At 71.2% G+C, this 22748-nt stretch carries 23 protein-coding genes; 13 read left to right on the top strand and 10 right to left on the bottom strand.

Translation table 11 applies throughout. The features are described from left to right. Position 1: 1 nt before the first annotated feature. Positions 2–211: an Imm49 family immunity protein gene (locus tag ACIQM3_RS13675; protein ID WP_401623358.1), complete on the top strand. Its 210-nt coding sequence runs from the start codon at positions 2–4 to the stop codon at positions 209–211. Positions 212–303: 92 nt separating this feature from the next. On the opposite strand, the gene ACIQM3_RS13670 is transcribed toward ACIQM3_RS13675, so the two are convergent. The 3 genes from ACIQM3_RS13670 to ACIQM3_RS13660 all read right to left on the bottom strand — a co-directional run bounded on the left by ACIQM3_RS13670 (position 304) and on the right by ACIQM3_RS13660 (position 2410). Beyond that, on the bottom strand, positions 304–960 hold the full coding sequence (locus tag ACIQM3_RS13670) for an RDD family protein (protein WP_401623355.1): 657 nt from the start codon (positions 958–960) through the stop codon (positions 304–306). Between the two features lie 260 nt (positions 961–1220). Continuing rightward, complete coding sequence (locus tag ACIQM3_RS13665) at positions 1221–1841, bottom strand: hypothetical protein (protein WP_401623352.1); 621 nt, start codon at positions 1839–1841, stop codon at positions 1221–1223. A 104-nt stretch (positions 1842–1945) separates the two neighbouring features. After that, a complete protein-coding gene (locus ACIQM3_RS13660) occupies positions 1946–2410 on the bottom strand; it encodes a hypothetical protein (protein WP_401623349.1) in 465 nt (154 codons plus the stop codon). Between the two features lie 105 nt (positions 2411–2515). On the opposite strand from ACIQM3_RS13660, the gene ACIQM3_RS13655 reads away from it, so the two are divergent. After that, on the top strand, positions 2516–2926 hold the full coding sequence (locus tag ACIQM3_RS13655; RefSeq protein WP_401623346.1) for a RidA family protein: 411 nt from the start codon (positions 2516–2518) through the stop codon (positions 2924–2926). Between the two features lie 47 nt (positions 2927–2973). On the opposite strand, the gene ACIQM3_RS13650 is transcribed toward ACIQM3_RS13655, so the two are convergent. Together ACIQM3_RS13650 and ACIQM3_RS13645 are read right to left on the bottom strand one after the other, a co-directional pair. Then, a complete protein-coding gene (locus ACIQM3_RS13650) occupies positions 2974–3138 on the bottom strand; it encodes a hypothetical protein (RefSeq protein WP_401623343.1) in 165 nt (54 codons plus the stop codon). A gap of 131 nt (positions 3139–3269) precedes the next feature. Continuing rightward, on the bottom strand, positions 3270–4118 hold the full coding sequence (locus ACIQM3_RS13645) for a helix-turn-helix transcriptional regulator (protein ID WP_401623340.1): 849 nt from the start codon (positions 4116–4118) through the stop codon (positions 3270–3272). Between the two features lie 239 nt (positions 4119–4357). Between ACIQM3_RS13645 and ACIQM3_RS13640 the strand changes: the two genes are divergently transcribed. From ACIQM3_RS13640 to ACIQM3_RS13630, 3 genes are all read left to right on the top strand, one after another. Further along, positions 4358–5299 carry an SDR family oxidoreductase gene (locus tag ACIQM3_RS13640; RefSeq protein WP_401623337.1) on the top strand — a complete coding sequence of 314 codons (942 nt, stop codon included), beginning with the start codon at positions 4358–4360 and terminating at the stop codon, positions 5297–5299. A 193-nt stretch (positions 5300–5492) separates the two neighbouring features. Further along, positions 5493–6161, top strand: a complete 669-nt coding sequence (locus ACIQM3_RS13635) for an RNA polymerase sigma factor (protein WP_401623335.1) — start codon at positions 5493–5495, stop codon at positions 6159–6161. Further along, on the top strand, positions 6158–7261 hold the full coding sequence (locus tag ACIQM3_RS13630) for a CU044_5270 family protein (protein ID WP_401623332.1): 1104 nt from the start codon (positions 6158–6160) through the stop codon (positions 7259–7261). The genes ACIQM3_RS13635 and ACIQM3_RS13630 overlap by 4 nt, the downstream gene beginning before the upstream one ends. 67 nt (positions 7262–7328) lie before the next feature. Here ACIQM3_RS13630 and ACIQM3_RS13625 read toward each other — a convergent pair whose 3' ends face one another. Continuing rightward, a complete protein-coding gene (locus ACIQM3_RS13625; RefSeq protein WP_401623329.1) occupies positions 7329–7889 on the bottom strand; it encodes a hypothetical protein in 561 nt (186 codons plus the stop codon). 153 nt (positions 7890–8042) lie between these two features. On the opposite strand from ACIQM3_RS13625, the gene ACIQM3_RS13620 reads away from it, so the two are divergent. Together ACIQM3_RS13620 and ACIQM3_RS13615 are read left to right on the top strand one after the other, a co-directional pair. Further along, positions 8043–8633 (top strand): TetR/AcrR family transcriptional regulator, encoded by a 591-nt coding sequence (locus ACIQM3_RS13620; protein WP_401623326.1) that lies wholly within the window; start codon positions 8043–8045, stop codon positions 8631–8633. Positions 8634–8702: 69 nt separating this feature from the next. Continuing rightward, on the top strand, positions 8703–9341 hold the full coding sequence (locus ACIQM3_RS13615; protein ID WP_401623323.1) for a hypothetical protein: 639 nt from the start codon (positions 8703–8705) through the stop codon (positions 9339–9341). Positions 9342–9381: 40 nt separating this feature from the next. On the opposite strand, the gene ACIQM3_RS13610 is transcribed toward ACIQM3_RS13615, so the two are convergent. After that, complete coding sequence (locus ACIQM3_RS13610; protein WP_401623320.1) at positions 9382–10236, bottom strand: alpha/beta fold hydrolase; 855 nt, start codon at positions 10234–10236, stop codon at positions 9382–9384. 196 nt (positions 10237–10432) lie between these two features. Here ACIQM3_RS13610 and ACIQM3_RS13605 point away from each other — a divergent pair, with 196 nt between their 5' ends. The 6 genes from ACIQM3_RS13605 to ACIQM3_RS13580 are packed head-to-tail and all read left to right on the top strand — an operon-like array spanning position 10433 to position 18919. Continuing rightward, complete coding sequence (locus ACIQM3_RS13605) at positions 10433–11725, top strand: ABC transporter substrate-binding protein (RefSeq protein WP_401623317.1); 1293 nt, start codon at positions 10433–10435, stop codon at positions 11723–11725. Between the two features lie 31 nt (positions 11726–11756). Beyond that, positions 11757–12698: a carbohydrate ABC transporter permease gene (locus ACIQM3_RS13600; RefSeq protein WP_401623314.1), complete on the top strand. Its 942-nt coding sequence runs from the start codon at positions 11757–11759 to the stop codon at positions 12696–12698. A 14-nt stretch (positions 12699–12712) separates the two neighbouring features. After that, a complete protein-coding gene (locus tag ACIQM3_RS13595) occupies positions 12713–13540 on the top strand; it encodes a carbohydrate ABC transporter permease (protein ID WP_401623311.1) in 828 nt (275 codons plus the stop codon). Beyond that, positions 13537–14589 (top strand): LacI family DNA-binding transcriptional regulator, encoded by a 1053-nt coding sequence (locus ACIQM3_RS13590; protein ID WP_401623308.1) that lies wholly within the window; start codon positions 13537–13539, stop codon positions 14587–14589. Before ACIQM3_RS13595 ends, ACIQM3_RS13590 begins: the two co-directional genes overlap by 4 nt. Positions 14590–14642: 53 nt before the next feature. Further along, positions 14643–16577, top strand: a complete 1935-nt coding sequence (locus tag ACIQM3_RS13585; protein WP_401623305.1) for a cellulase family glycosylhydrolase — start codon at positions 14643–14645, stop codon at positions 16575–16577. 38 nt (positions 16578–16615) lie between these two features. Next, entirely contained in the window at positions 16616–18919 is a 2304-nt protein-coding gene (locus ACIQM3_RS13580) for a glycoside hydrolase family 3 N-terminal domain-containing protein (RefSeq protein WP_401623302.1), read from the top strand. Here the strand turns inward: ACIQM3_RS13580 and ACIQM3_RS13575 are convergent. From ACIQM3_RS13575 to ACIQM3_RS13565, 3 genes are all read right to left on the bottom strand, one after another. Further along, positions 18903–20264 carry an MFS transporter gene (locus tag ACIQM3_RS13575; protein WP_401624346.1) on the bottom strand — a complete coding sequence of 454 codons (1362 nt, stop codon included), beginning with the start codon at positions 20262–20264 and terminating at the stop codon, positions 18903–18905. The genes ACIQM3_RS13580 and ACIQM3_RS13575 overlap by 17 nt on opposite strands. A 171-nt stretch (positions 20265–20435) precedes the next feature. After that, positions 20436–21743 (bottom strand): glucarate dehydratase family protein, encoded by a 1308-nt coding sequence (locus tag ACIQM3_RS13570; RefSeq protein ID WP_401623299.1) that lies wholly within the window; start codon positions 21741–21743, stop codon positions 20436–20438. After that, the gene (locus ACIQM3_RS13565) at positions 21740–22720 is read right to left on the bottom strand and encodes a 5-dehydro-4-deoxyglucarate dehydratase (RefSeq protein WP_401623297.1); all 981 of its coding nucleotides are present in this window, start codon (positions 22718–22720) and stop codon (positions 21740–21742) included. Before ACIQM3_RS13565 ends, ACIQM3_RS13570 begins: the two co-directional genes overlap by 4 nt. Positions 22721–22748 lie beyond the last annotated feature (28 nt).

Raw genomic sequence — 22748 nt, 5'->3', positions numbered from 1 at the left:
CGTGGACAAGCTCATTGCCACGCCGAAGCTGCACAAGGCCTACTGGACCGTGGATGAGGACCGGGAGGCGGACACCGACGGCGGTTTCGCTCTCGGTCCCCTTGCGGTCGCCTGTCTCGCTTACAACGGCGTGTTCACGATCGACGTCGAATCCGAGTACCTGCCCAAGCACGTCCTGCAACGCGGATGGCTCGGCGAACTCCCCACGTGAGCCACCAGCCAGGGGAGTCCCCCTGGCGGGTGCGCTGAGGACTGCCTACGCCGATCGCCCGGGCAGCACCCGGTCCGGCCTCGGGCGACAGCTCAGCCCTTGTTGACCTTGATGACAACGGTCTTGCACACCTTGTCGGCGAAGGTCTGGTTCTTCTCGTCCCACAGCGGCCACAGCCAGCCGAGGTAGCAGGCGAAGCTGTCCAGGAAATGCGCGAGCTTACGGACGAACGCCATGCCGAACCCGAGTGGCCTGCCGTCGGCTTCCCGGTGCAGGCTGATGCCGAGGACCTTCTTGCCGGTCGTCTGGCCGGTCTTGCCTTCCAGGTAGAGCTGGTAGAAGGCCATGGCGAGGGCGTAGACCACGCCGATCGCGAAGAAGATTCCTGGCTCGGCGGTCGCCGGGTCGTCGCTGCCGGCGAGGTCGATGAAGCCGAGTGCGTACATCGGGCCGGCGATGATCAGCACGTCCAGCAGGTACCCGCCGACGCGCTGCCCCCAGTGGGCCAGCGGCGGCAGCCCTGCCCCCGGCATGCCGGGCGGCGGGTACGCCCCGTACGGCTGCTGCGGGTAGCCGTACTGCGGGGGCGCGTCCTGCGGCGCCTGCTGGGGATAGCCGTACTGCGGGGGCACACCTTGCGGCGCCTGCTGCGGGTAGCCGGGCTGGCCTTGCGGAGGCTGCTGCGGGTAGCCGGGCTGGCCTTGCGGAGGCTGCTGGCTGTAAGGGTTGTTGGGATCGCCGAAGCTCATGGCGAAGCTCTCCAGTTCCGAGGTGGGGACGGAGCGACCTGAGCGGAGGGCTGTTTCACGCCACGCGCAGTTGCCCCCGTACAGCCGCGGTTGTGCGCGCTCATCGTGTTCGTAGGACAGTCCGCTTGTCTAATCGGACCAGGACCTGTCCGGCCGGGCTCTGTGGCCCGCGACTGAAGAGCGCGGGTATGTCTTCCTCACCGTCACCACGGTGGCCGCGCTCAGTGGGTGGACGACCACCCGGCGCCCCGTCCTCGGCTTCAGGAGCGGAACCCGATGACGCCGTAGCCCGGTCGCGCTTCTGCGTACCGCATCCAGTCGAGGCACTGCATGACGGCCTCCACTACTTCCGGCTCCAGGGGCGGGGCCTGTCCCGCCTCGTCGGCCGCGCGCTTGGTGGCCTCGAACTGCTGGAGCGCCTGTGCGATCTCGTCAGGCGTCCACTCCCCGCAGCCCGGCGTGTGGGCGTAGGGCAGGGGAGCGGGCGGAGCACCGTGGCTGAACGCGTCCACGGACACAGCGGTGATACCCAGAACCTCCAGGCCCCGGTCGACGACGGACAGCCAGTCGCCCTTGTGCGGTGTGAAGCAGTCGTTGGGCAGGAACGCGCCGGTGAGCGAGCACAGCCGGCTGTAGGCATAGCCGTACTGGAAGGCGTGGTTCTGGTCATCACTGAAGGGGCCACCGTGGATGACCGCGCGCAGTGCCTCGTCCGCGGTGGGGGCGCCCTTCTCGATCTCGTAGCGGTGGTAGTCGTCGTCGCGAACCAGGTCATCCCCGAAGTCATCGCGTATCACCTTCAGCAACTGGTCGTCGCGGGAGCCGATCAGGGCCTGCGTGGCGGCCACGTCGAGCAAGTAGACACTCAGGGAAGAACTCATGGGACGAAGCTAAGCGATGCCGGGGATGCTCCTGCGAACGCACCGGCCGCGCTCCGCCATGTCAGGAAGCCCTGTGCCTGTCCGGATGCCGGGGTCGTGTCGTGTCACCGGGGCTGGTGCGCCTGGACAGCGCGGACTTCGTCCGGCTCGAGGGCCATCCGCACCAGCGTTCCCGACTCACTGATCAGCAGTTCCGGCACATGGTCCTCGTAGAAGCGGATCTGCCCGATGACGCCCTCGGCGCTGGAGTGCCGCGCCAACTGCTCCAGAAGCGGGTCCAGGTCGGAGAGGCACTCCGCGTGCACCTCCTGGCGGGCCGTGAGAGCCCAGCCGCAGTCCGTCCGGTGCAGCTCGCCCACCAGCAGGCCACCGATGCGCCACGCCGGTCCACGCTCGGCGAGGAGGGGGAACGCGTCGTCCGGTCCGGCCAGTTCTTCCGCAGGAGCGCCCGTCGTCCCCTCCCCCGGCCCGGAGGCAGTGCCGAGATGCCATCTCAGCTCGTCCAAGACCGCGCTCGGCACCGTGGCACGGAGGTTCAGAGCGAGGTCGAGTGCGTACATGTCACCCATCCCCGCAGCCTAATCATCTGCGGTGGGCAGAGAAAATGAGGGGAAGCCCCGGCGACGGTCTGCTAGGAATACGCATTCCCGCCCCTCCATAAGGACTTGGCCGCCATGCCCCGTGCAGTCACGCTCATCCGCTCCACCGCCCTGTCCGACGTGGCCGAGTACGCCTACGCCGCCACCGCGCCCGCCGACGCGCGGCTGATCTTCCTCGCCGGGGCATGCCCACTGAACGAGGACGGGTCCACGGCAGCCGTCGGTGACTACGCCGGTCAGGCGGCGAAGGCCCTCGAGAACATGAAGACCGCGCTCGCGGCGGCCGGGGCCGGTCTGGAGGACGTCGTCAGCACGCGCGTACTGGTGGCCTCCACACGGCAGGAAGACCTGGTGGCCGCCTGGAAGGTGGTCCGGGACACGTTCGGCGACCACGACGTCCCGAGCACGTTGCTCGGCGTCACCGTGCTCGGGTACGCCGACCAGCTCGTGGAGATCGAAGGTGTGGCCGCCGTACTCGACTCCTGATCGCCACCCGGCAGCCCAGCCCCTCCGCCGCGCCGTCCGCTGCATCCTCACACCCCCGCCGTGCAGAACACGCACGCCTCCCGGAAGGGCAACGCGCCCAGCACCCGGTGACGTACGCACGAGGCCATCGCGGCTTCCTGTGTGTGCTGCGCCTCACCGTCGGGCCCGTCCCAGATCGATCCGAGCAGCAGTGCGTCCAGCCCAGCACACACCTGCGGTCCGGCGTGGTCGCGGAAGGACTCCCGTGCCGGGTCGCTGGGCAGTCATTGGGAAGGTACGGACAGCCCGTGCCCCTATATATCCGATATGGACGTCCATGACTTCCCAACGACCGGCGCTGCAGTCAGCGCAGCGCGTGTGGGCCTATGACCGCGAGGAGGCGCAGTTTGTCGTGGCTCTCGCTGCCCGGGACCGCGGTGTATACGAGCAGGCGGTGTGACTGGTCCGGGTCGAGGAGGTTCTGGCAGTTCAGTTCGAGGGCGCCGACCTCCGGGTGGACGAAGCGCTTGACGTGATGGGGGCGGACGCCGACCTCGTGCTTGTCCCACAGGCCGCGGAATTCGTCGCTCCGGGCGAGGAGCAGTTCCGCGTAGCGCGCGGCCCGGGAGCCGGGGCCCCGTAGAGCGGCCACTTCACGCAGGCCTGACGCGAACATCCGGGAGAGGAACGCGTGGTCCGTCGGCGCGTAGAGCTCGCGGATGGCCGGGTCGGTGAACCAGCGGTAGCCGATGCTGCGCGCCGGACCCGTGTAACGGGTCGTGTCGCCGGTGAGCGCTGTGCCGAGCGGGGTCTGCCGCAGCGTCTCCCCGAGCTCGGTGACGACCTCCGCGGGCGTGTCGTCCAGCCGGTCCAGGATGCGCAGCAGGCCGGGGCTGACGTGCTCTCTGACGGTGCCTGTGCCCCGTACGGGCGGGGCGTGGCCGGCGAGGCGGAACAGGTGGTCCCGCTCGTCGAGGGAGAGGTGCAGCCCCTGCGCGATCGAGGCGATCATCGGCTCGGAGGGCTGCGGGCCGCGTTCGCGCTCCAGCCGGGCGTAGTAGTCGGTCGACATGTGGCAGAGCTCGGCGACCTCCTCGCGGCGCAGGCCGCTGGTTCTGCGCCGCTGTCCGCGCGGGAGGCCGACATCCTCGGGTTGCAGCAGCTCCCGGCGGTGCCGCAGGAACGCCGCGAGTCCGGCTCGGTCGATCTCCATGCGTTCTCTCCCTCTCGTACTGATCCTTTGTAGCGCGCGCACCCGCACTTATCCACGGATCGTCGATCCCCCTCTGCGGCAGGGACGGGCGGGGCGGCAGGCGTGTCCCGGCCGCTGTCCGTGCAGGTCAGCCCTAGCCTGGCCGCGCCGACCGCGCTTATCGGTGGATCGGGAGGCCCTGGATAGGTCCGGTCGTCGGGGTCACGGTGGGGGCAACGACATCGCCAGGGAGTGCACTCATGCCACGACAGGACATCGACATCACCGTTCCCGACCTGACCGGGCAGCGCGCTGTCGTCACCGGAGCGAGTGACGGGATCGGGCTCGGCATCGCCATGCGCCTGGCCGCCGCCGGCGCGGAGGTCGTCATGCCGGTCCGTAATCCGCGTAAGGGAGAAGGAGCGGCCGCCAGGATCCGTGAGCAGGTCCCCGGCGCGAACGTGTCGCTGCGTGCCCTCGACCTCTCCTCGCTCGCCTCCGTCGCGGAGCTCGGCAAGACCCTGCTGGACGAGGACCGCCCCATTCACATCCTCATCAACAACGCCGGCGTCATGACCCCGCCCGACCGGCAGACGACGGCCGACGGCTTCGAGCTGCAGTTCGGCACCAACCATCTGGGCCACTTCGCCCTGGTCAACCACCTGCTGCCGCTGCTACGAGCCGGCCGGGCCCGCGTGACGTCCCAGGTCAGCGTTGCCGCGAACCGCAACGGCATCCACTGGGAGGACCTGAACTGGGAGCGTTCGTACAACGGCATGCGCGCCTACAGCCAGTCGAAGATCGCCTTCGGCCTCTTCGGCCTCGAACTCGACCGCCGGAGCAGGGCGGCGGGCTGGGGCATCGCGAGCAACCTCTCCCACCCGGGAGTCGCGCCGACGAGCCTGCTCGCCGCCCGCCCCGAGATCGGCCGCGCCAAGGACACACTGGGCGTGCGCCTGATCCGCACCCTGTCCGCCCGCGGCGTCGTGGTCGGAACGGTGCACACGGCACAGCTGCCCGCCCTCCACGCCGCGACGTCACCCGAGGCCGTGGGCGGCGGGTTCTACGGACCGAGCGGGACCGGGCACCTGGGTGGCGGCCCGGCGGAGCAGAAGCTGTACAGCCGCCTGCGCGGCGGCGAGGACGCGCAGCGTATCTGGCAGATCTCCGAGGAACTCGCGGGCGTTCGCTCCTGGGCATAGGGCGGAACGGCGGCGAGGCCGCCGCTCTTCCGGGCCGCTCCCTTCCGATCGGTGAGCGCACCTTCTTACGTCACGCCGGGCAGGGGCTGCCGCGCCGCCGGGCCCCGCCGTGTGGCGCAGGTCACCGGAACTCCTGGGTCCGGCCGGAGAGGTAGGTGGTGTGAGGTGTGATGAGCAGGGAGATCGGGAGCGCATGCGTGCACGGATCAGGGCGGGCGACCGCGAGGCGTTCGCCGCGCTCTACGAGGAGTACGCGCGGGCGGTCTACAACCACGCCTACCGGCTGACGGGCGACTGGTCGACGGCCGAGGAGGTACTGTCCGAGACCTTCCTGGCAGCCTGGCGCACCCGTCACACGGTCGAACCGGAGGGCGACTCGCTACGGCCGTGGCTGCTCGGGATCGCCACGAACAAGGCGCGCAACGCCAACCGCGGCATCGGGCGGCGCCTGGCCTTCCTGGCCCGCCGCCCCGCCCCGGAGCCGGTGGCGGACATCGCGGACGCCACGGCAGGGCGTGTCGACGACACACGGCGGCTCGCCGCGGTCCAGCGGGCGCTGGGCGGGCTCCGCCGCCAGGAACGTGAGGTGCTGGTCCTCTGTGTCTGGTCCGGGCTGGACTACGCCGGGACCGCCGAGGCCCTCGGCATCCCCGTGGGCACCGTGCGGTCGCGGCTGTCCCGTGCCCGTACCCGGCTGCGCCGGCTGACCGATGAGGAGCTCGGCCGGGCGCCGGACGGGCCCACGCGGGAGGCACGACCCGAAGACCCGGTCCGGTCCGGCCGGGAACCCCGCCCCGGCCGCGGAGAGGTAGGGAGCAGGGCCCCGTTCGTGGCCCTGCCCATCCAGGAGGAAGCCCGATGAACGACCGTACCTCCGGCCCCGAGCAGGCCGAACGCGAGGAACTGGGCCGGCTGTTGCCGGCCCCGGCCGAACGGGACCTGCCCCCGGGCCGTCATCTCCACCACAAGGACACCCTGATGCGTCTGATCGACCAGGACGGCGACCGCGCCACCGCTCGCCCCCGCCCCCGCCTCCTGCGCCCCGCCGTCCTGCTGCCCGCCGCCGGACTGGCCCTGGGTGGGGTGCTGCTGACCACGCTCGCCCTGACCGGCCAGAACAGCACTCCGTCACCGTCCGCCGCGGGCACCGGCTCCCACTCCACGGCCCCGCGCGGCGCGGCCGTACTGCTCGACCGGATCGCGTCGGTCGCCGAGAAGAGCGGCGAACAGACGGTCACCGGCGACCAGTTCGTGTACGTCAAGACACTGCAGACCGAGAGCGAGGGCGAATTCGGTGGTCCGTTGAAGCTGGGCAAGCCCCACGAGCGTGAGGTCTGGATGGCGCAGAAGGCGGGACCGGTGATCGATGTCGGCCTGATCCACGAGGAGGGTTCGTACCTCCCGATCACCGTGGGGGTCCCGGACGGCGAGACCCCCGTCGGCTATCCGGCGGGCCTCAACCGGCCGACGTACACGTGGCTGGCCTCGCTGCCCACCGACCCCGACGTCCTGCTCCGGCGGCTCACCACCGAGATCACCCGGGACCAGGACGCGCGCGACACCCCGGCCGAGGACCGGGACCAGGCCCAGGACGCCTTCGACACCATGGGCGAACTGCTGCGGGAGACGGTGATGCCGCCGAAGACCGCGGCCGCTCTCTACAAGGCGGCGGCGAAGATCCCCGGCGTGACCGTGGACTCCGACGCGGTGGACGCGGCCGGCCGGCACGGGATCGGCGTGGCCCGCGACGACACCCGGGCCGGCTGGCGCACCGCCTGGATCTTCGACCCGACCACCCTGGAGTACCTGGGCGAGCGCACCTACCTCATCCGGGACACCACCATGGGCAAGAAGGGCGCCCTGCTCAGCAAGTCGGCGGTCCTGGAGCGCGGGGTCGTCGACGCCCTCCGCGAGAGGCCGTCGGCCGGGAAGCCGCCGGCCGAGAAGCCTTCGGCGACCTGATCCCTGCGGGGGCCGGCCGGGGCGTGACCACACGCCCCGGCACCGGCCTCTTCCCGCACCGCCCTCGTCACGCCCGGTTGCGGGTGGGCCTCAGCCGGAGTGCCGACACGAGGAAGAACACACCTCCGAGGAAGGCGTAGCCCGCGAGGTTCACCAGCGTGGGATCACCGCTGCCGGCCTGCGTGATGAACGAGGTGCCGGCGAGTACGGAGATGGCGCCACTGATGATCATCGGCCACTGGCCGCCCAGTGCCCGGCGAACGGCACCCACGACGAGTTGGACGAGCCCGGAGGCGACGGCCCAGGCTCCCCAGATCCGCAGGACGTCCGGAATGCCGGACGTGACGGCGACCGCCAGGCCGATGACGGCGAGCGAGCTGATCGCGATGTTCACGTGAAGGGCCGCGGCCGTACCGCCGTTCGCCTTGGCGGACCGTACGTCGACGATCGCGGCCGCCACGTCGAACAAGGGATAGACCAGCAGGAGCGCCACACTGAGCGGTCCCAGGGTGTCGGCGGTCGCGAACAGGAGCCCGGCCCAGACCGCGGCGAACGCGAAGCGCCCGAAGTACAGCTTTCGCAAGGTCGCGGGAACGCTGGGGGACGCGGTGCTGACGAGAGTGTCCACGGAAGTGCCTTTCGGTGACGGCGCGGGGATGCACAACAGCCGAGTCATCCACCACAGGTGAGGGAGAACGTTCGGTCTCATCGAATTACAGGCCTCCGGCTGGGACCTGTCAAGACCGAACGTTCTCCCTCAAGGGTTTGGTAGCCTGGCCGCATGAGCCGGAGCCCAGAAGGCGGCAGCACGTCCGAGGCGCGGACGCGGCTGCTCAGCACAGCGATCGAGATCTTCTACGCGGAAGGGATCCACTCCGTCGGCATCGACCGGATCACCGCGGAGGCGAAGGTGACCCGGGCGACGCTGTACCGCCACTTCGCGGGCAAGGAAGAGCTCGTCCTCGCGTATCTCGACCAGGCCGACCAGGGGATCCGGGCGCAGATCGCCGCCGCCCGGACAGGCAGCGAGTCAGCCCCCGACGAGGTCCGGGCCGTGGCCAGGTCCATCACGGAGGGCATCCGGTCCCCCGGTTTCCGCGGCTGCGCGTTCCTCAACGCGGTAGCCGAGTATCCCGATCCCACGCACCCGATCCACCAGGCCGTCCTGGCCCACCGGGAGTGGTTCCTGAACACCGTCACGGACCTGCTGGCACAGACCGGCGACGCGCCCGCCGGGCCGGCCGCCCGGCATCTCGTCATGCTCCGGGACGGCGCCATGGCCGCCGGCTGCCTCTTCGATCCGGAGCTGGTCTCCGAAACCTTCCTGCACGGCGTCGAGGGGATCCTGAGCTCCCGCGCCGCCGAGGGCTGAGCGACGCACCGTCGGGGCCGGGCACTTCCCCGTCCGCGCGGCGCGCCCCGCCCCGCTAGGGTCGCCGGCATGCGTGGTGTGCGAGTGGTGCTGATCGGGGGCACGTCGAACGTCGGGAAGTCGGCCGTCGCCCGGGTGGTGGCGGACAGGCTCGGCTTCGAGTGCCTGTCGACGGACAAGCTGGCCCGGCACCCGGGGAGGCCGTGGCGGACGGCGGAGTGGGAAGTGCCCCCGCACGTCGCCGAGCACTACGGCGGTCTCACGGTCGACGAGCTGATCCGGTCCGTCCTCGACCACTACGACCGGCTGTGGCCCCGCATCGAAGAGCTGGTCACCGCCCGCGCGGCCGAGGGCGGCACCGGGACGGGCCTGGTCCTCGAAGGTTCGGCGCTCTGGCCCGTGCCCGTCGCGGAGCTGGGAGTCCGGCGTACGGCCGCGGTATGGCTCACCGCGGACGACGCGGTCGTACGCGCCCGGGTGCGCACGGCCGGCCACTACGAAGCGGCGACCGCGGCGGAACAGCACCTGATGGACCAGTTCCTGGCCCGGACCGAGCGCTACCAGAAGCTCATGCTGGATGCCGTCGACGGGCTGGGCCTGGACCACATCGACACGGGCGCCGGACATTCCGTCGCGGAGCTGGCCGACCTGGTACTCGCGACGGTCGACGCGCAGCTCGCGGTGGGGCGCTCACCCGACGGGGACTGACCGGACCTCGCGCCCCACCGGCGGGGCCCCGCGACAAGTGTCAGCGCGCTGCGAGCTCCGCGAGCAGCTCGGCGGCGGGCCTCGGGTGGACGAGCCAGCGCAGGTGGCTTCCCTCGAGAGTCCGGACGTCGAAGGGGTTGTCCGGTGTGAGCGCGTCGGCTTCCCGAATCATGCGGTCCTGCACGGCGGGCGGAACGCTGGTATCGGCGGCCAGGCGCACATAGGTCCTGGGGATCCGGCCCCAGGTCGTGGCCTGTGCCCGGTCTGCGGACGTACCGGCGTCGAGGTTCTCGTCGGGCTGGAAGGTGTTCAGGAAGTTCCGGAACTCGTCGTCGGTGAGGTCGGCGGCGAACGCTTGCCTGAACGCGGCGAGCGCCACCGCGTCGGCCGTGCGGAAGTTGACCCGCAGAAGGCCCAGTTCGGCCGGGCTCCCGACGAGCGCGGCAGCCAAGGCTCCCGGATCGACGTCCGCCATCTCCGGCTGGGCGTAGTAGTCGGCCACGTCCAGATCGACGGGGCACCAGGCGGAGACGTAGACGATCCGGTCGATCAGCTCCGGCCGGGCGTTGGCGACGGCGGTGATGGTGACGCCGCCCCTGCTGTGGGCGACGAGGATCGTGGGGCCGTTCCGCTTGGCCCGTTCGAGGGCTTCGATCACGCGGGCGACGTTGTCCGCGAGCGTGACCCCCTTGATGTTCCCCGGTTCCGCGGAGAGGGCGTCCAGGTCCTGAGGGGCCTGGTAGGCCGCGGGGAAGGTCGCCTCGAATCCGTGGCCCGGAAGGTCGACCGCGGCCGAGCGGTGGCCCAGCAGGGCGAGTTCAGCTTGCAGCGGCGCGAACGAGAACGAATTCGCGAAGGCGCCGTGGACGAGGACGAAGGTCGGCAGATTCTGCATGTCTCAGCCTCCAACAGAACGATCTTCGGAGCAATACCCGTACCAGGATCACCGCCCCCACCCGCCCGGAATGTCGGGCTTTCCAGCATGTGCAACCGGGGGTTGACCATCTCTTCCCGCACCCCTAAGTTTCTCGCAACCCGCTGGTACATCGATTAACCACCCTGGTTAACGTCCTGGTTGGAGACATCCCGCTGTGCGCTCACCCCTGAGTCGGCGCGGTTTCCTTGCCGCTGGTTCCGGCTTCGCCGCCGCTACCGCGCTCCCCGCAATGTCCGGCTGCTCCACGCTCGCCTCGGCCGATTCCGACCCCGGCTCCCTACTCGTCCACACCCAGCTCGGGACCACCGCGCCGGGCTCCGCCACGTACACCGCCGTCGTCGAAGCCTTCGAGAAGGAGAACCCGGGCATCCGGGTCAAGAACCTCGTCAACGGCGACGACCTCCCCCAGGTCTACGAGACCTCACGGCTGGCCCGTAAGGAGCCGGACGTGGTCATGGTCAACCTGTACGACAAGACGCTGGCCTGGACCGACGTCGGTGCCACCGTCGACGTGAAGGGCTACCTCGACGACTGGGGGCTGCGCGACCGCGTCCTGCCCGCCGCCCTGAGTGAGTGGACCGACGACAAGGGCAGGCTCCGCGCCTTCCCGTACTTCGCCACCAACTGGCCCGTCGCCTTCAACACCCATCTGCTCGACCGGGCCGGCGTCGGCTCCGTCCCCACCACCGGGGACCAGCTCATCGGCGCCGCACGGAAGTTGCGCGTCAAGGGCGTCGCACCCGTCACCGTGGGCGGCAACGACTGGACGGGGCAGAAGCTGCTCGCCCAGATCATCCAGACCTTCCTCACCCCCGAGGAGGCCAGGCAGGTCTACACGACCGGTGACTTCAGCGGCAGCCGGGGAGCCCGCGCGGGCATCGACTACTTCGTGACCCTGCGGGACGCCGGTGTCTTCGCCGACAAGGCGCAGGGGCTGACCTCCGACACGATGACCACGCAGTACAACACGGAGGCGGCGGCCATCCAGTCCGCGATGTCCTCCGCGCTGGCGAAGGTCCCCGCCAAGGCGGCCGGGCACACCGAGATCGGCGGCTGGCCGCTCGCGCCGGGCGCCGCCCACGAGAAGCCGACCATCCTGCGCTCGTACACCCTCATCGGCTTCTGGATCAGTCCCAACGGGGTCAGGAAGCTGTCCTCCGTCGAGAAGTTCCTCCGCTTCATGTACCGCCCCGACGTGGTGTCGCGCTTCATCACCGAGAGCGGCCGGGACATGGCGCTCGTGACCGACACCGTCAGCAAGGACTTCCCGCTGGTGGCCGAGGCCCAGCAGCTCGGCGGGCGGGTCGGCCAGGTGCTCCTTCCCGACCTGTACGTCCCCCCGACCGCCACCCAGCCGCTGATCACCGCGACCAGCACCGCCTTCACCCGGGGGACGAGCGCGGCCTCCGTGCGCTCCGCCCTGGAATCCGCCTACCGCACGGCCTGATCCGCGCGCCCGAGCCTTTGCGAGTCCTCCCATGACGATGCTCTCGTCCGCCCCGGGCGGCGCCTCGGTCCGCGGACCGGTCCCTCCCCCGCCGTCCGCCCCCACCACGAAGCGCCGCACGCAGGGCGGGGTCATCCTCGCCGTGCCCGCGCTGGTCTGGTACCTCGTCTTCATGGTCGGCCCGCTGGTCGCCATCTTCGTCATCGCCGCCCTGCACTGGCCCGGCATGCTCCAGCCGGTCTCCTTCGCCGGCACCGGCAACATCAGCGCGGTCCTCGACGACCCGGTCTTCTGGGACGCGGTGCAGAACACCGCCGTGCAGCTCGCCGTGGCCGTGCCCCTGATGATCGTCGGGGCGTACATGCTCGGTTACTACGTCGCGCAGAAGCCGCCGGGCCACCGCGTCCTGCGCTATCTGCTCTTCATCCCCGGGCTGATCTCCACCCCCGCCAAGGCGATGGTGTTCTACGCGGTGCTCTCCCCGGACGGCCTGCTCAACGGCGCCCTGGACAAAGCCGGTCTCGGCTCGCTGACCGACGCCTGGCTCGCCTCGCCGTCCACCGCGCTCGGCTCGCTCATCCTCCTCGACGTGTGGAGCGGCATCGGGTTCACCGCCGTGCTGTTCGCGGCCCGGCTCGGCAGCGTCCCGGACGAGATCGGTGAGGCCGCGCAGCTCGACGGCGCCGGGCACTGGCGGGCCATGTGGCGCATCCACTTCCCCGTCATACGCGACTTCGTGGGCGTCGTGACGATGCTCCAGTTCCTCTGGACGCTGTTCGGCTCCGCGCAGAACGTGCTGCTGCTCACCCAGGGCGGGCCGGGGAGCTCGTCGACGACTTTGTCCTTCCTCGTCTACCAGAAGGCGTTCATCGCGGCCGACCTCGGCTACAGCCAGACCGTCGGTGTGGTCCTCTTCCTGGTCGGTCTGGCCGGGCTGCTGACCATCCGCCGCGTCTTCCGCCAGAACTACTGATCGGAGCTGGTCCCATGAAGTTCGGAAGGTCCTGGCTGCCGGCGCACATCTTCGCGTGGCTGTACATGGTGCTGCTGGTCGTCCCCCTCTACTACCTGCTGGTCTCGGCGTTCAAGACGAACGACCAGATCTTCGGGAGCCCGTTCTCCCTCCCCACCTCCCTCTCCACCGCGAACTTCACCGAGTCGTTCTCCTCGGCGCACCTCGGGCCGGCGATCATCAACTCGATGCTCGTGACCGTGCTGGCGCTGCTGCTCACCCTGGCGCTCGCGATACCGGCCGCCTTCGCCATCGCCCGTGCGGAGGGGCGCCTCGGGGCCCTGGTCGAGCGGGTGTTCTCGCTGGGCTTCCTGATCCCCACGTTCGCCGCGCTCTTCCCGACTTTCCTGCTGGCCGCCGCCACCGGGTTGTTCCACACCCGCGCGTTCATGGTGCTGTTCCTGCCGGCCACGGCGATGCCGCTCTCCGTCGTCATCCTCGTGCAGTTCATGCGGACCATCCCGCGCGAGATGGAGGAGGCGGCGCGCATGGACGGCGCGTCCACCTTCGCCGTCCTGCGGCACGTCTACACACCGATGTGCATGCCCGGGATCGCGACCATCCTGCTGCTGAACTTCCTGACCTTCTGGAACGAGTACCTCTACTCGCTCGTCATCATCGGCCCCGACCCGGACCTGCGGACCGTGCAGGTCGCCCTGCCCACGCTCAAGTCCCTGACGGGTACGGACTACGGCATTCTTACGGCGGGCACGGTACTGACCCTGGTCCCGGTCTGGGTGGTCTACACCGTGCTCCAGAAGCGGATGCAGCAGGCTCTCGTGAGCGGGGCGGTGAAGATGTGAACAAGCGTCTGGAGGGTCGTACGGCTGTACGTCCCACGATCAAGGCCGTGGCCGCAGCCGCAGGGGTGTCGACCGCCGCGGTCTCCCAGGCCGTCAACGGCACCGGCCGGATCTCGGAGGCCACCCGTCGCCGGGTCCTGGACGCGGCCACCGAACTGGGCTGGTCCCCCAGCGCCTCCGCGACGGCACTGCGCCGGGCCCGTACGCGCACGATCGCGCTCGTCGTCCGGCGGCCCACCGATGTGCTGGGCTCCGACCCGCACTTCAGTGAGCTGATCACCGGTCTGGAGGGCGAACTCGCGCCGCGCGGCTACGGTCTGCTGCTCCACCTGGTCGCCGACATGGACCAGGAGAACGCGCTGTACGAACGGCTCGTCGCGGAGGGCCGCATAGACGGTGCCGTGCTGACCGACGCCCGCGCCGACGACCCGCGCCCGGACCTGCTGCGCGGCCTCGGGCTGCCCGCCGTCCTGCTGGGCGCCCCCGATGCCGCCTCGCCCGTGCCCCGGGTAGGGCTCGGACAGCAGGGCGCGGGCGTGAAGGAGGCCGTGGCCCATCTGCTGGAGCTCGGCCACCGACTCATCGCCTATGTCGCGGGGCCGGCCGAACTGCTGCACACCCGGCTGCGGTTGCACGCCTTCGAGGAGGCCCTCGCCGAGGCGGGGCTGGCACCCGTCGCCGTACGGCACAGCGACTTCACCGAGCAGGCCGCCGTAGCCGTCACCGAGGAACTGCTCTCCCTGCCCGACCGGCCGACGGCCCTCGTGTTCCCGAACGACTCCATGGCCGTCTGCGGCATCGGCACGGCGCAGCGCGCCGGTCTCCGGGTGCCGGACGACCTGTCGGTGGTCGGCTACGACAACCTCTCGCTCGGCCGCTGGGTCCACCCCCGGCTCACCACCGTCGACCAGCAGGTGCAGCGCGTCGGTGCGGCCGCCGCCCGCACCCTGCTCGCCGGGTGCGGGGAGGACGTGCCCCCACCGGAGCTCGACGGCCGCCCCCGGCTGGTCGTACGGGAATCGACCGGCCCGCTGGCACCCCCGACCTGAACCGCCGCACCACCCCGGCACCGCCCGCACATCGAAGAGGACCCAGAAACACCATGCGACGCCACAGCGCCCAGCTCACCCACGACCCCGCCGTCCTCCCGTGGCTCGGCGCCAACTTCTGGTCCCGCACCGGCGGTCCGCTGATGTGGCGGAACTACGAGCCGAGGACGGTCCGCGAGGAGCTGGCCGTGCTCGCGGAGCACGGTCTGAACATGACCCGGTCGTTCTTCTACTGGCCCGACTTCCACCCGGAGCCCGGACGGATCGACGAGGAACTCTGCGACCGCTTCCGGGACTTCCTGGACGCCCACCACGAGCTGGGCATGGGCACGGTCCCCACGTTCATCGTCGGCCACATGTCGGGCGAGAACTGGGACCCGGCGTGGCGTGGTGACCGGGATCTGTACGAGGACGTGTGGCTCGTCGGCCGGCAGGCGTGGTTCGTCTCGCAGATGACCCGCCGCTTCAAGGACCACCCGGCGGTCACGGGCTGGCTGATCACCAACGAGATGCCGGGCTACGGGCGGATCTACCAGGTCGACCCGCCGTCGAACGATGTCGTCACCGCCTGGGCGCAGTTCATGTGCGACGCGGTGCGCGCGGCGGGCGGCACCCAGCCGGTGTCGCTCGGCGACGGCGCCTGGGGCATCGAGGTGACCGGCCGCGACAACGGCTTCTCGCTGCGGGAGACCGCCGAGTACGTCGACTTCGTGGGGCCGCACGTTTACCGCTCCGACACGGACCGGCCGCGCCAGCACTACCGGGCCGCGTTCGAGTGCGAGCTGGCCGCTGTCACGGGTCAGCCGGTCGTCCTGGAGGAGTTCGGGCTCTCCACGGACACCGTCTCGGCCGCGAACGCCGGGATCTTCTACCGGCAGACGCTGCACAACTCGCTGCTGGGCGGGGCCACCGGCTGGATGGCCTGGAACAACACGGACTACGACGAGCTGTGGGAGCAGTCGCCGTACGACCACCACCCCTTCGAGATGCACTTCGGGATCACCGACAGCGCCGGGCGTCCGAAGGAGCCGCTGCGTGAACTGGCCGCTTTCGCGAAGGTCCTGGAGCAGGTCGACTTCCCGCGCTGCCGTCGCACGGACGCGGACGCGGCTCTCGTCGTGCCCGCCTTCCTGGAGCGGGGCTACCCCTACAGCCGGCCCGCCGACCGCCCGCTGATCTTCACCTCGCTGCACCAGGGCTACGTGGCGGCGCGCGGTGCGGACCTGCCGGTGGCGTTCGCCCGGGAGGCGGACGGGCTGCCGGACGACGCCTCGCTGTATCTGCTGCCGTCGACCCGCCAGCTGACCACCCGCACCCGCCGCGCGCTGGAGCGCCGGGCGAGGGAGGGGGCCACGGTCTATCTGTCGTTCTGCTCGGGCGAGTACCCGACGACCCGTGGCCCGTGGTTCCACGACCTCGACGGGCTGTTCGGCGTGGAGCTCCAGCTGTCCTACGGTGTCGCCGAGCCGATCGAGGACGACGTCCTGGAGATGACGTTCACCGAGGACTTCGGCTCGATAGCCGCCGGCGAGGTGCTGACCTTCCCGGTCGCGGGCAACGAGGACAGCCGCGCCTATCTGCCGGTCGTCCCGGACGGGGCGCGGGTGGTCGCCACCGACGCGCACGGCCGCCCCGCGCTGCTGCGCTACGAGGCGGGCGCCGGCCGCACCGTCCTGGCCACGTATCCGCTGGAGCACATGGCCGCCCGTACGGCCCGTGCCAACCCCGAGCAGACCCACCGGCTGTACGCGGCGCTCGCCGAACTGGCCGGTGCCGCGCGCCCGGTGAAGGTCGACACCCCGTACGTCAGTGCCGACACGCTGGTCCGCGAGGACGGTGCGCGGTTCCTGTGGCTGGTGAGCCAGTCCGGCGAGGAGCTGACCGTGCGCCCCTCGGCGGACGGGGAGCTGCGTGAGCTGACCGGCGGGGGCCCTGTGCGGGACGTGACCCTCGCCCCGTACGGGGTGCGCGTGCTCGAACTGCGCTGATCCCGCGCCCCGTCCCTGCTCCCGAGGTGAGTCACCCCATGTCCGAGCCACTGTTCCGCGACCCGGAGGCATCCGTCGCCGCCCGGGTGCGCGATCTCCTGTCACGGATGACGCTCACCGAGAAGGTGGGGCAGGTCAACCAGCGGATGTACGGCTGGGACGCGTACGAGCGCACCCCGTCCGGCCACCGGCTGACGGACGCCTTCCGCGCGGAGGTGGCGGCCTACGACGGGATGGGCGCGCTGTACGGACTCCAGCGCGCCGACCCCTGGTCGGGTGTGACGGCGGAGACGGGGATCGGCGCCGCGGACGGGGCGCGGGTCTCGGACGCCGTGCAGCGGCACGTCGTCGAGAACACCAGGCTCGGCATCCCGGTGCTGCTGGTCGAGGAGATGCCGCACGGCGTCCAGGCGCTGGACGGGACGGTGCTGCCGGTGAACCTGGCGGTCGGCGCCACCTGGAATCCGGAGCTGTACGAGGAGGCGGCGGCCCTCGCCGCCGCCCAGCTCCGCGCCCGGGGCGGCCATGTGGCGCTGGTCTCCGCGCTCGACCTGGTGCGGGATCCGCGCTGGGGCCGTGCGGAGGAGTGCTTCGGGGAGGACCCGTATCTGGCGGCGCGCTTCACCGAGGCGCTGGTGCGCGGGGTTCAGGGGCCGGCCGGTGACCGCATCGGGCCGGACCGGGCGGCCGTCGTGCTCAAGCACTTCGCCGGGCAGGGGGCCACGGTCGGCGGCCGCAACAGCGCGGCCACCGAGCTGGGCGCCCGGGAACTGCACGAGATCCATCTCGTGGCTGCTCTCGCGGGCGTACGGGCCGGAGCCGCGGGCCTCATGGCGGCGTACAACGAGTTCGACGGCGTCCCGTGTGCGGCGAACCGCCACCTGCTGACCGGGATCCTCCGGGAGCAGTGGGGCTTCGACGGCCTGGTGATGGCCGACGGGCTCGCGATCGACCGCCTGGTGCGGATGGCGGGTGATCCGGCGGCGGCCGGTGCGATGGCGCTGCGGGCCGGGACGGACCTGAGCCTGTGGGACGACTGCTACCCGCGGCTGGTGGAGGCGGTCCGGCGCGGGCTGGCCGACGAGGCCACGCTCGACACGGCGGTCGGGCGCGTCCTGGCGCTGAAGTTCCGCCTCGGCCTCTTCGAGGACCCGTACACCGGCGCCCGGGTGACGGACCCGGCGCGCGTGGAGGAGCTGAGTGAGCGCGTCGCCCGCGAGTCCGTGACCCTCCTCGAACACGACGGGGTGACGCTGCCGCTGGCCGGCCGCCCCGCCGGGACCCTCGCGGTGATCGGGCCGAACGCCGACTCCGTGCCGCAGCAGATCGGCGACTACACCGCGCCGCAGCGGCCCGGCACGGGCAGCAGTGTGCTCGCCGGGCTCCGGGCGGCCGCTCCCGCCGGCACCGACGTCACGTACGCCCGGGGCTGCGGCCTCATCGGTGGCGACCGGTCGGAGCTGCCCGAGGCGGTGACGCTCGCCACCGCCGCCGATGTGGCGGTGCTGGTCCTCGGCGGTTCGAGCGCGCGCGAGTCCGGGACGCGTTTCGACGCGAACGGAGCGGCCGTCGTCGCCTCCGGGAACCCGGTGGGGATGACGTGCGGCGAGGGCGTCGACCTGGCCGAACTCGCCTTGCCGGACGGGCAGTCGGCGCTTCTGGACGCGGTCTCCGCGACGGGCACCCCGGTGGTCGTGGTGCTGGTCCAGGGCCGGCCGCACGCACTGCCCGACCTCGCCGGCAGGGCGGCGGCGGTGCTGAGCGCCTGGTATCCGGGCCCGTGGGGCGGGAGGGCGGTCGCGGACGTGCTGTTCGGCCGGTCGGACCCCCAGGGACGGCTGCCGGTCTCGGTGCCCCGCTCGGCGGCCCAACTCCCCGTGTTCTACAACGTGAAGGACCACGGCTACCGGGGTTACGTCGACCAGCCCGCCACCGCTCGTCAGGCGTTCGGCCACGGGCTGTCCTACACGACGGTCGAATACGGCACGCCCCGGCTGTCCGTGCCGTCCCTGGCGGCGGAGCGGTTCGCCGGTCCGGCACCGCTGACCTGCACGGTCCGCGTCGCCAACACGGGCGCCCGGCCGGTGCGGGAGACCGTGCAGCTCTACGTGCGCCGGGTGCTCGGCGGGACGTCGTGGCCTCGGGTCCGCGAACTGCGGGGCTTCGTCCGGGTGGAGCTGGCGCCGGGCGGGAGCACCGAGGTCGCCTTCCCCGTGAACGCGGCCGTCCTCGCCTCGTTCACGTACGCGGGGGAATGGGCCGTGGAGCCCGGTGAGTTCGCGATCGAGACGGGGCCCTCCTCACAGCTCACCCAGGGCGCCCGGCTCACGGTGACGGCGTAGGCCGCTCGTGGCCCCGCCTGTCAGGCGGCTCCGGCACGGCCCGGGCCACGCCCGGCGCCGCCTCCGGCGCGGGGGCGGCGGCTCCCTTCGCCGTACGGACACGAGCGCGGTCGTTGCGCCCGCCGCCCCGCACCAGCAGTACGCTCACCGCGGCCAGGAAGCCGACGACGGTGAGGCCCACCAGGCCGCCCTTCGTCGAACCGGTCGTGTCCTCGATGATCCCGAAGGCGGTGGGGGCGACGAACCCCCCGAGGTTGCCGATGGAGTTGATCAGGGCGATGCCGGGGGCGGCGGCCCGGGCGTCGAGGTAGCTCTGCGGGATCGTCCAGAAGATCGGCGAGGCGGGCTTGAAGCCCACTGCCGCCAGGCAGAGCGCACCCAGGCCCACCCAGGGTGAGACGAAGACCGCGAGCAGTGTGCCGCAGCCGCCGACGAGGAGAAGGACCACCAGGACCGGCCGCCGTTTGCCGATACGGTCCGAGATCCGCCCGCTGACGTACACGGCGAGGATCGCGCAGATCCAGGGCACGGACGTCAGCAGTCCGACCTGGAGGTCGTTCAGGCCGCCGATGTCATCGACGATGGACGGCAGCCAGAACGTCACGGCGTACAGGGCGACGTTGATCGCGAAGTAGATCCACAGGAAGAGCAGCATCTGGGGGTCGGCGAGCAGCTTCCAGCGGGAGACCCGGGCCCTGGAGCCGCGCTGGGCGTCCCGCGCGTCCTGTTCGGCGTCGATGGTGGCGACGAGGCCGGCCTTCTCCTCGTCCGTCAGCCAGGTCGCCTTCTCGATGCTGGAGTCGAGGTAGCGGTAGACGACGAAGCCGAGGAGCACGGAGAAGACGCCCTCGACGAAGAACATCCACTGCCACCCGGAGTGGCCCCAGAGTCCGTGCATCTCCAGCAGCGCCCCGGAGATCGGGCCGACGATGACGGTCGCCGTGCCGGAGCCCATCAGGAACACGGAGGTGGCACGGCCGCGGTGGGAATCGGGCAGCCAGCGGCTGAAGTAGTAGATGACGGCCGGGAAGAACCCGGCCTCGGCGACGCCGAGCAGGAACCGCAGGGCGTAGAACGTGCCCGGGCTGTTGACGAAGGCCATCGCGGTGGCCACGATGCCCCAGCTGATCATGATGCGGGTGAGCCACACCTTGGCCCCGAACCGCTCCATCATCATGTTCGAGGGGACCTCGAAGATCGCGTACGCGATGAAGAAGATCCCTGCGCCGAGTCCGAACGCTGCGGCGGAGAGACCCACGTCGGCGCGGAGCTGGTCCTGGGCGAAGCCGAGGTTGACGCGGTCCATGTAGTTCGCGACGAACATCACGAAGAAGAGGGGGACCACGCGACGGAAGATCTTGCGGATCGCGGACCGGACGACGGCCGGGTGCTGGACTTCGGGGGTGGGGGGAACTGCGGACACGAGCGGCACTCCTTCGTGCGGCCGGGCCACCGCCGCTCCCGCGGCGGTGGCTGCTCGCCGTCGGTGCGGTGGGGGCGAGGAGGCGGGGGACGGCTACCAGCGCGGAACGGCCGGGGTGGCCCACTGCGGGTCGGTGACGCGCATCGCCGCCGCGTCGTCGCGGTCCTTGAACGTGCCGTCGTCGTCGAGCCACCGCTGGTGGAGGAACGCGAGCTTGTCGCGGTCGAGTTCGACTCCGAGGCCGGGTGCGTCGGAGACGGCGACCTTCCCGCCCTCGAAGGTGAGCCGCTTCGTGAGGACGTCCTCGGACTGCCAGGGGTAGTGGGAGTCGCAGGCGTGGTGGAGGTCGGGGACGGTGGCGGCCACATGGGTCATGGCGGCGAGGCTGATGCCGAGGTGGGTGTTGGAGTGCATGGAGACTCCGACGCCGAACGCGCGGCAGATGGCGGCCAGTTGCTGGGTGTTGCGCAGGCCGCCCCAGTAGTGGTGGTCGGAGAGGACGACTTGGACGGCGCCCTGGGTGAACGCCTCCTTGATCTCGTCGAACGTCGTCACGCACATGTTGGTGGCGAGCGGTACGCCGGACTTCGCGGCGACCTCGGCCATGGCGGGGACGCCGGTCGCCGGATCCTCCAGGTACTCCAGGACGTCCCGGAGCTCCGCGGCCACCTTGAGGGAGGTCTCCACGGACCATGCCCCGTTGGGGTCCAGCCGCAGCGGGTGGCCGGGGAAGGCGGCGGCGAGTGCCTTGACCGCGGCGATCTCCTGGTCCGGGGGGAAGACGCCGCCCTTGAGCTTGAAGGAGGTGAAGCCGTACCGCTCGGTGAAGATGCGGGCCTGATCGACGATCCCGGCGGGATCGACGGCGGCGCCCCACCCGTCCTGCTCGCCGGACTGCTCGCCGGACGGGCCTGCCGGGTGAGCGGCGTACTTGTAGAAGAGGTACGCGCTGTACCCGACGGCGTCCCGCACCTTGCCGCCGAGCAGCGCGTGCACGGGAAGGCCGAGCGCCTTGCCGAGGGCGTCGAGGCAGGCGACCTCGAAGGCGGAGACCACGGAGAGGCGCAGTTTGTCGGCGGTCTGGACACCGCGCAGCCCTCCGACGTCGACCTGGCCGGCGACCCGGGAGGCGTCGACGGCGACCTCGTCGGCCGCGCCGAACAGGCCGTTGAGGTCGCTGACCTGGTGGCCGATCAGCTGCTCGGCGAGGGGCCGGGCCAGCTCCAGGTATTTGGTGTCGCCGTAGGTCTCGCCGAGGCCCGTGGTCCCGTCGGCCGTGGTCACCTCCACGATCAGGCGCGGGGTGTACGGCTGGTGGACACCCGCGGTGTTCAGCAGCGGCGGGTCGGCGACCAGGATCGGGGTCAGCGTCACGTCCGTGATGGTGAGGTCGCGGGTCACAGGGTGGCTCCTACGAGGTCGAGTCCGGTGGAGAGCAGGGTCTTGAGCTCGGCCAGGTCGGCGGCCGAGGGGTCGGTGAGCGGGGCGCGCACGGGTCCGACCGCGCGGCCGCGCAGCCGGGCGGCGGCCTTCACCAGCGACACCGCGTATCCGGGAACACGGTCACGGAGCTCGACGAGCGGGACGTAGAAGTCGCGCAGCAGCTTGTCGACGGTGCCGGCGTCACCGTCGCGCAGGGCGGCGAAGAAGGCGTTCGCGATCTCGGGGGCGAAGGCGTGGACGGCGGAGGAGTAGGCGGGGACGCCGACGGTGGCGTAGGCGCGGGCCTGGATCTCGGCGGTGGCGGCGCCGTTGAAGAACAGGAAGCCGTCGGGGGCGGCGAGGGTCAGGCGCTGGAGGCGGTCGAGGTCGCTGTGGCCGTCCTTGACGCCGATGACGCCCGGGATACGGGCGATGCGGCGGAGCGATTCGGCGGTGTAGGTGACCTGGCCGCGCTGGTAGGCGACGAGCGGGAGCCGGGTGCGGGCGGCGATGTGCTGGAGCTGGGCGACCAGCCCGTCCTGCGGGGCGGCGGTGAGGTAGTGCGGCAGGACGAGGAGCGCGTCGGCTCCGGCATCCTCCGCGATGCGGGCGAACCGGGCGGCCTGCGCCCAGCCGTAGCCGGTGCCGGCCACGACCGGGAGGCGGCCGGCCGCCTCCTCGACGGTGATCGTGACGGCCTGCCGGTACTCGTTCTCGTCCAGCGAGAAGAACTCGCCGGTGCCGCAGGCGGGGAAGACGGCCCCGGGGGCGGTGGCGAGCTGCTCCGCCACGTAGTCGCGGTAGCCGTCCGCGTCGAAGGAGCCGTCCTGGTGGAAGCTGGTCAGCGGGAAGGAGAGCACGCCGCCCGCCATCCCGTTCCGCAGCCGTTGTGCCACGTGCTGCGCGGCCTCCGCGCCGGTGTCGAGACTCACGTCATCTCCCCATGTAGACGTCATCCATGTATGAGGATGGAGATTAGGGAGG

This window comes from Streptomyces sp. NPDC091271 (genome assembly GCF_044757505.1).
Taxonomy (GTDB): domain Bacteria; phylum Actinomycetota; class Actinomycetes; order Streptomycetales; family Streptomycetaceae; genus Streptomyces.
Note: the sequence above shows the minus strand (reverse complement) of the source record. Positions and strands in the feature narration are given on the sequence as shown.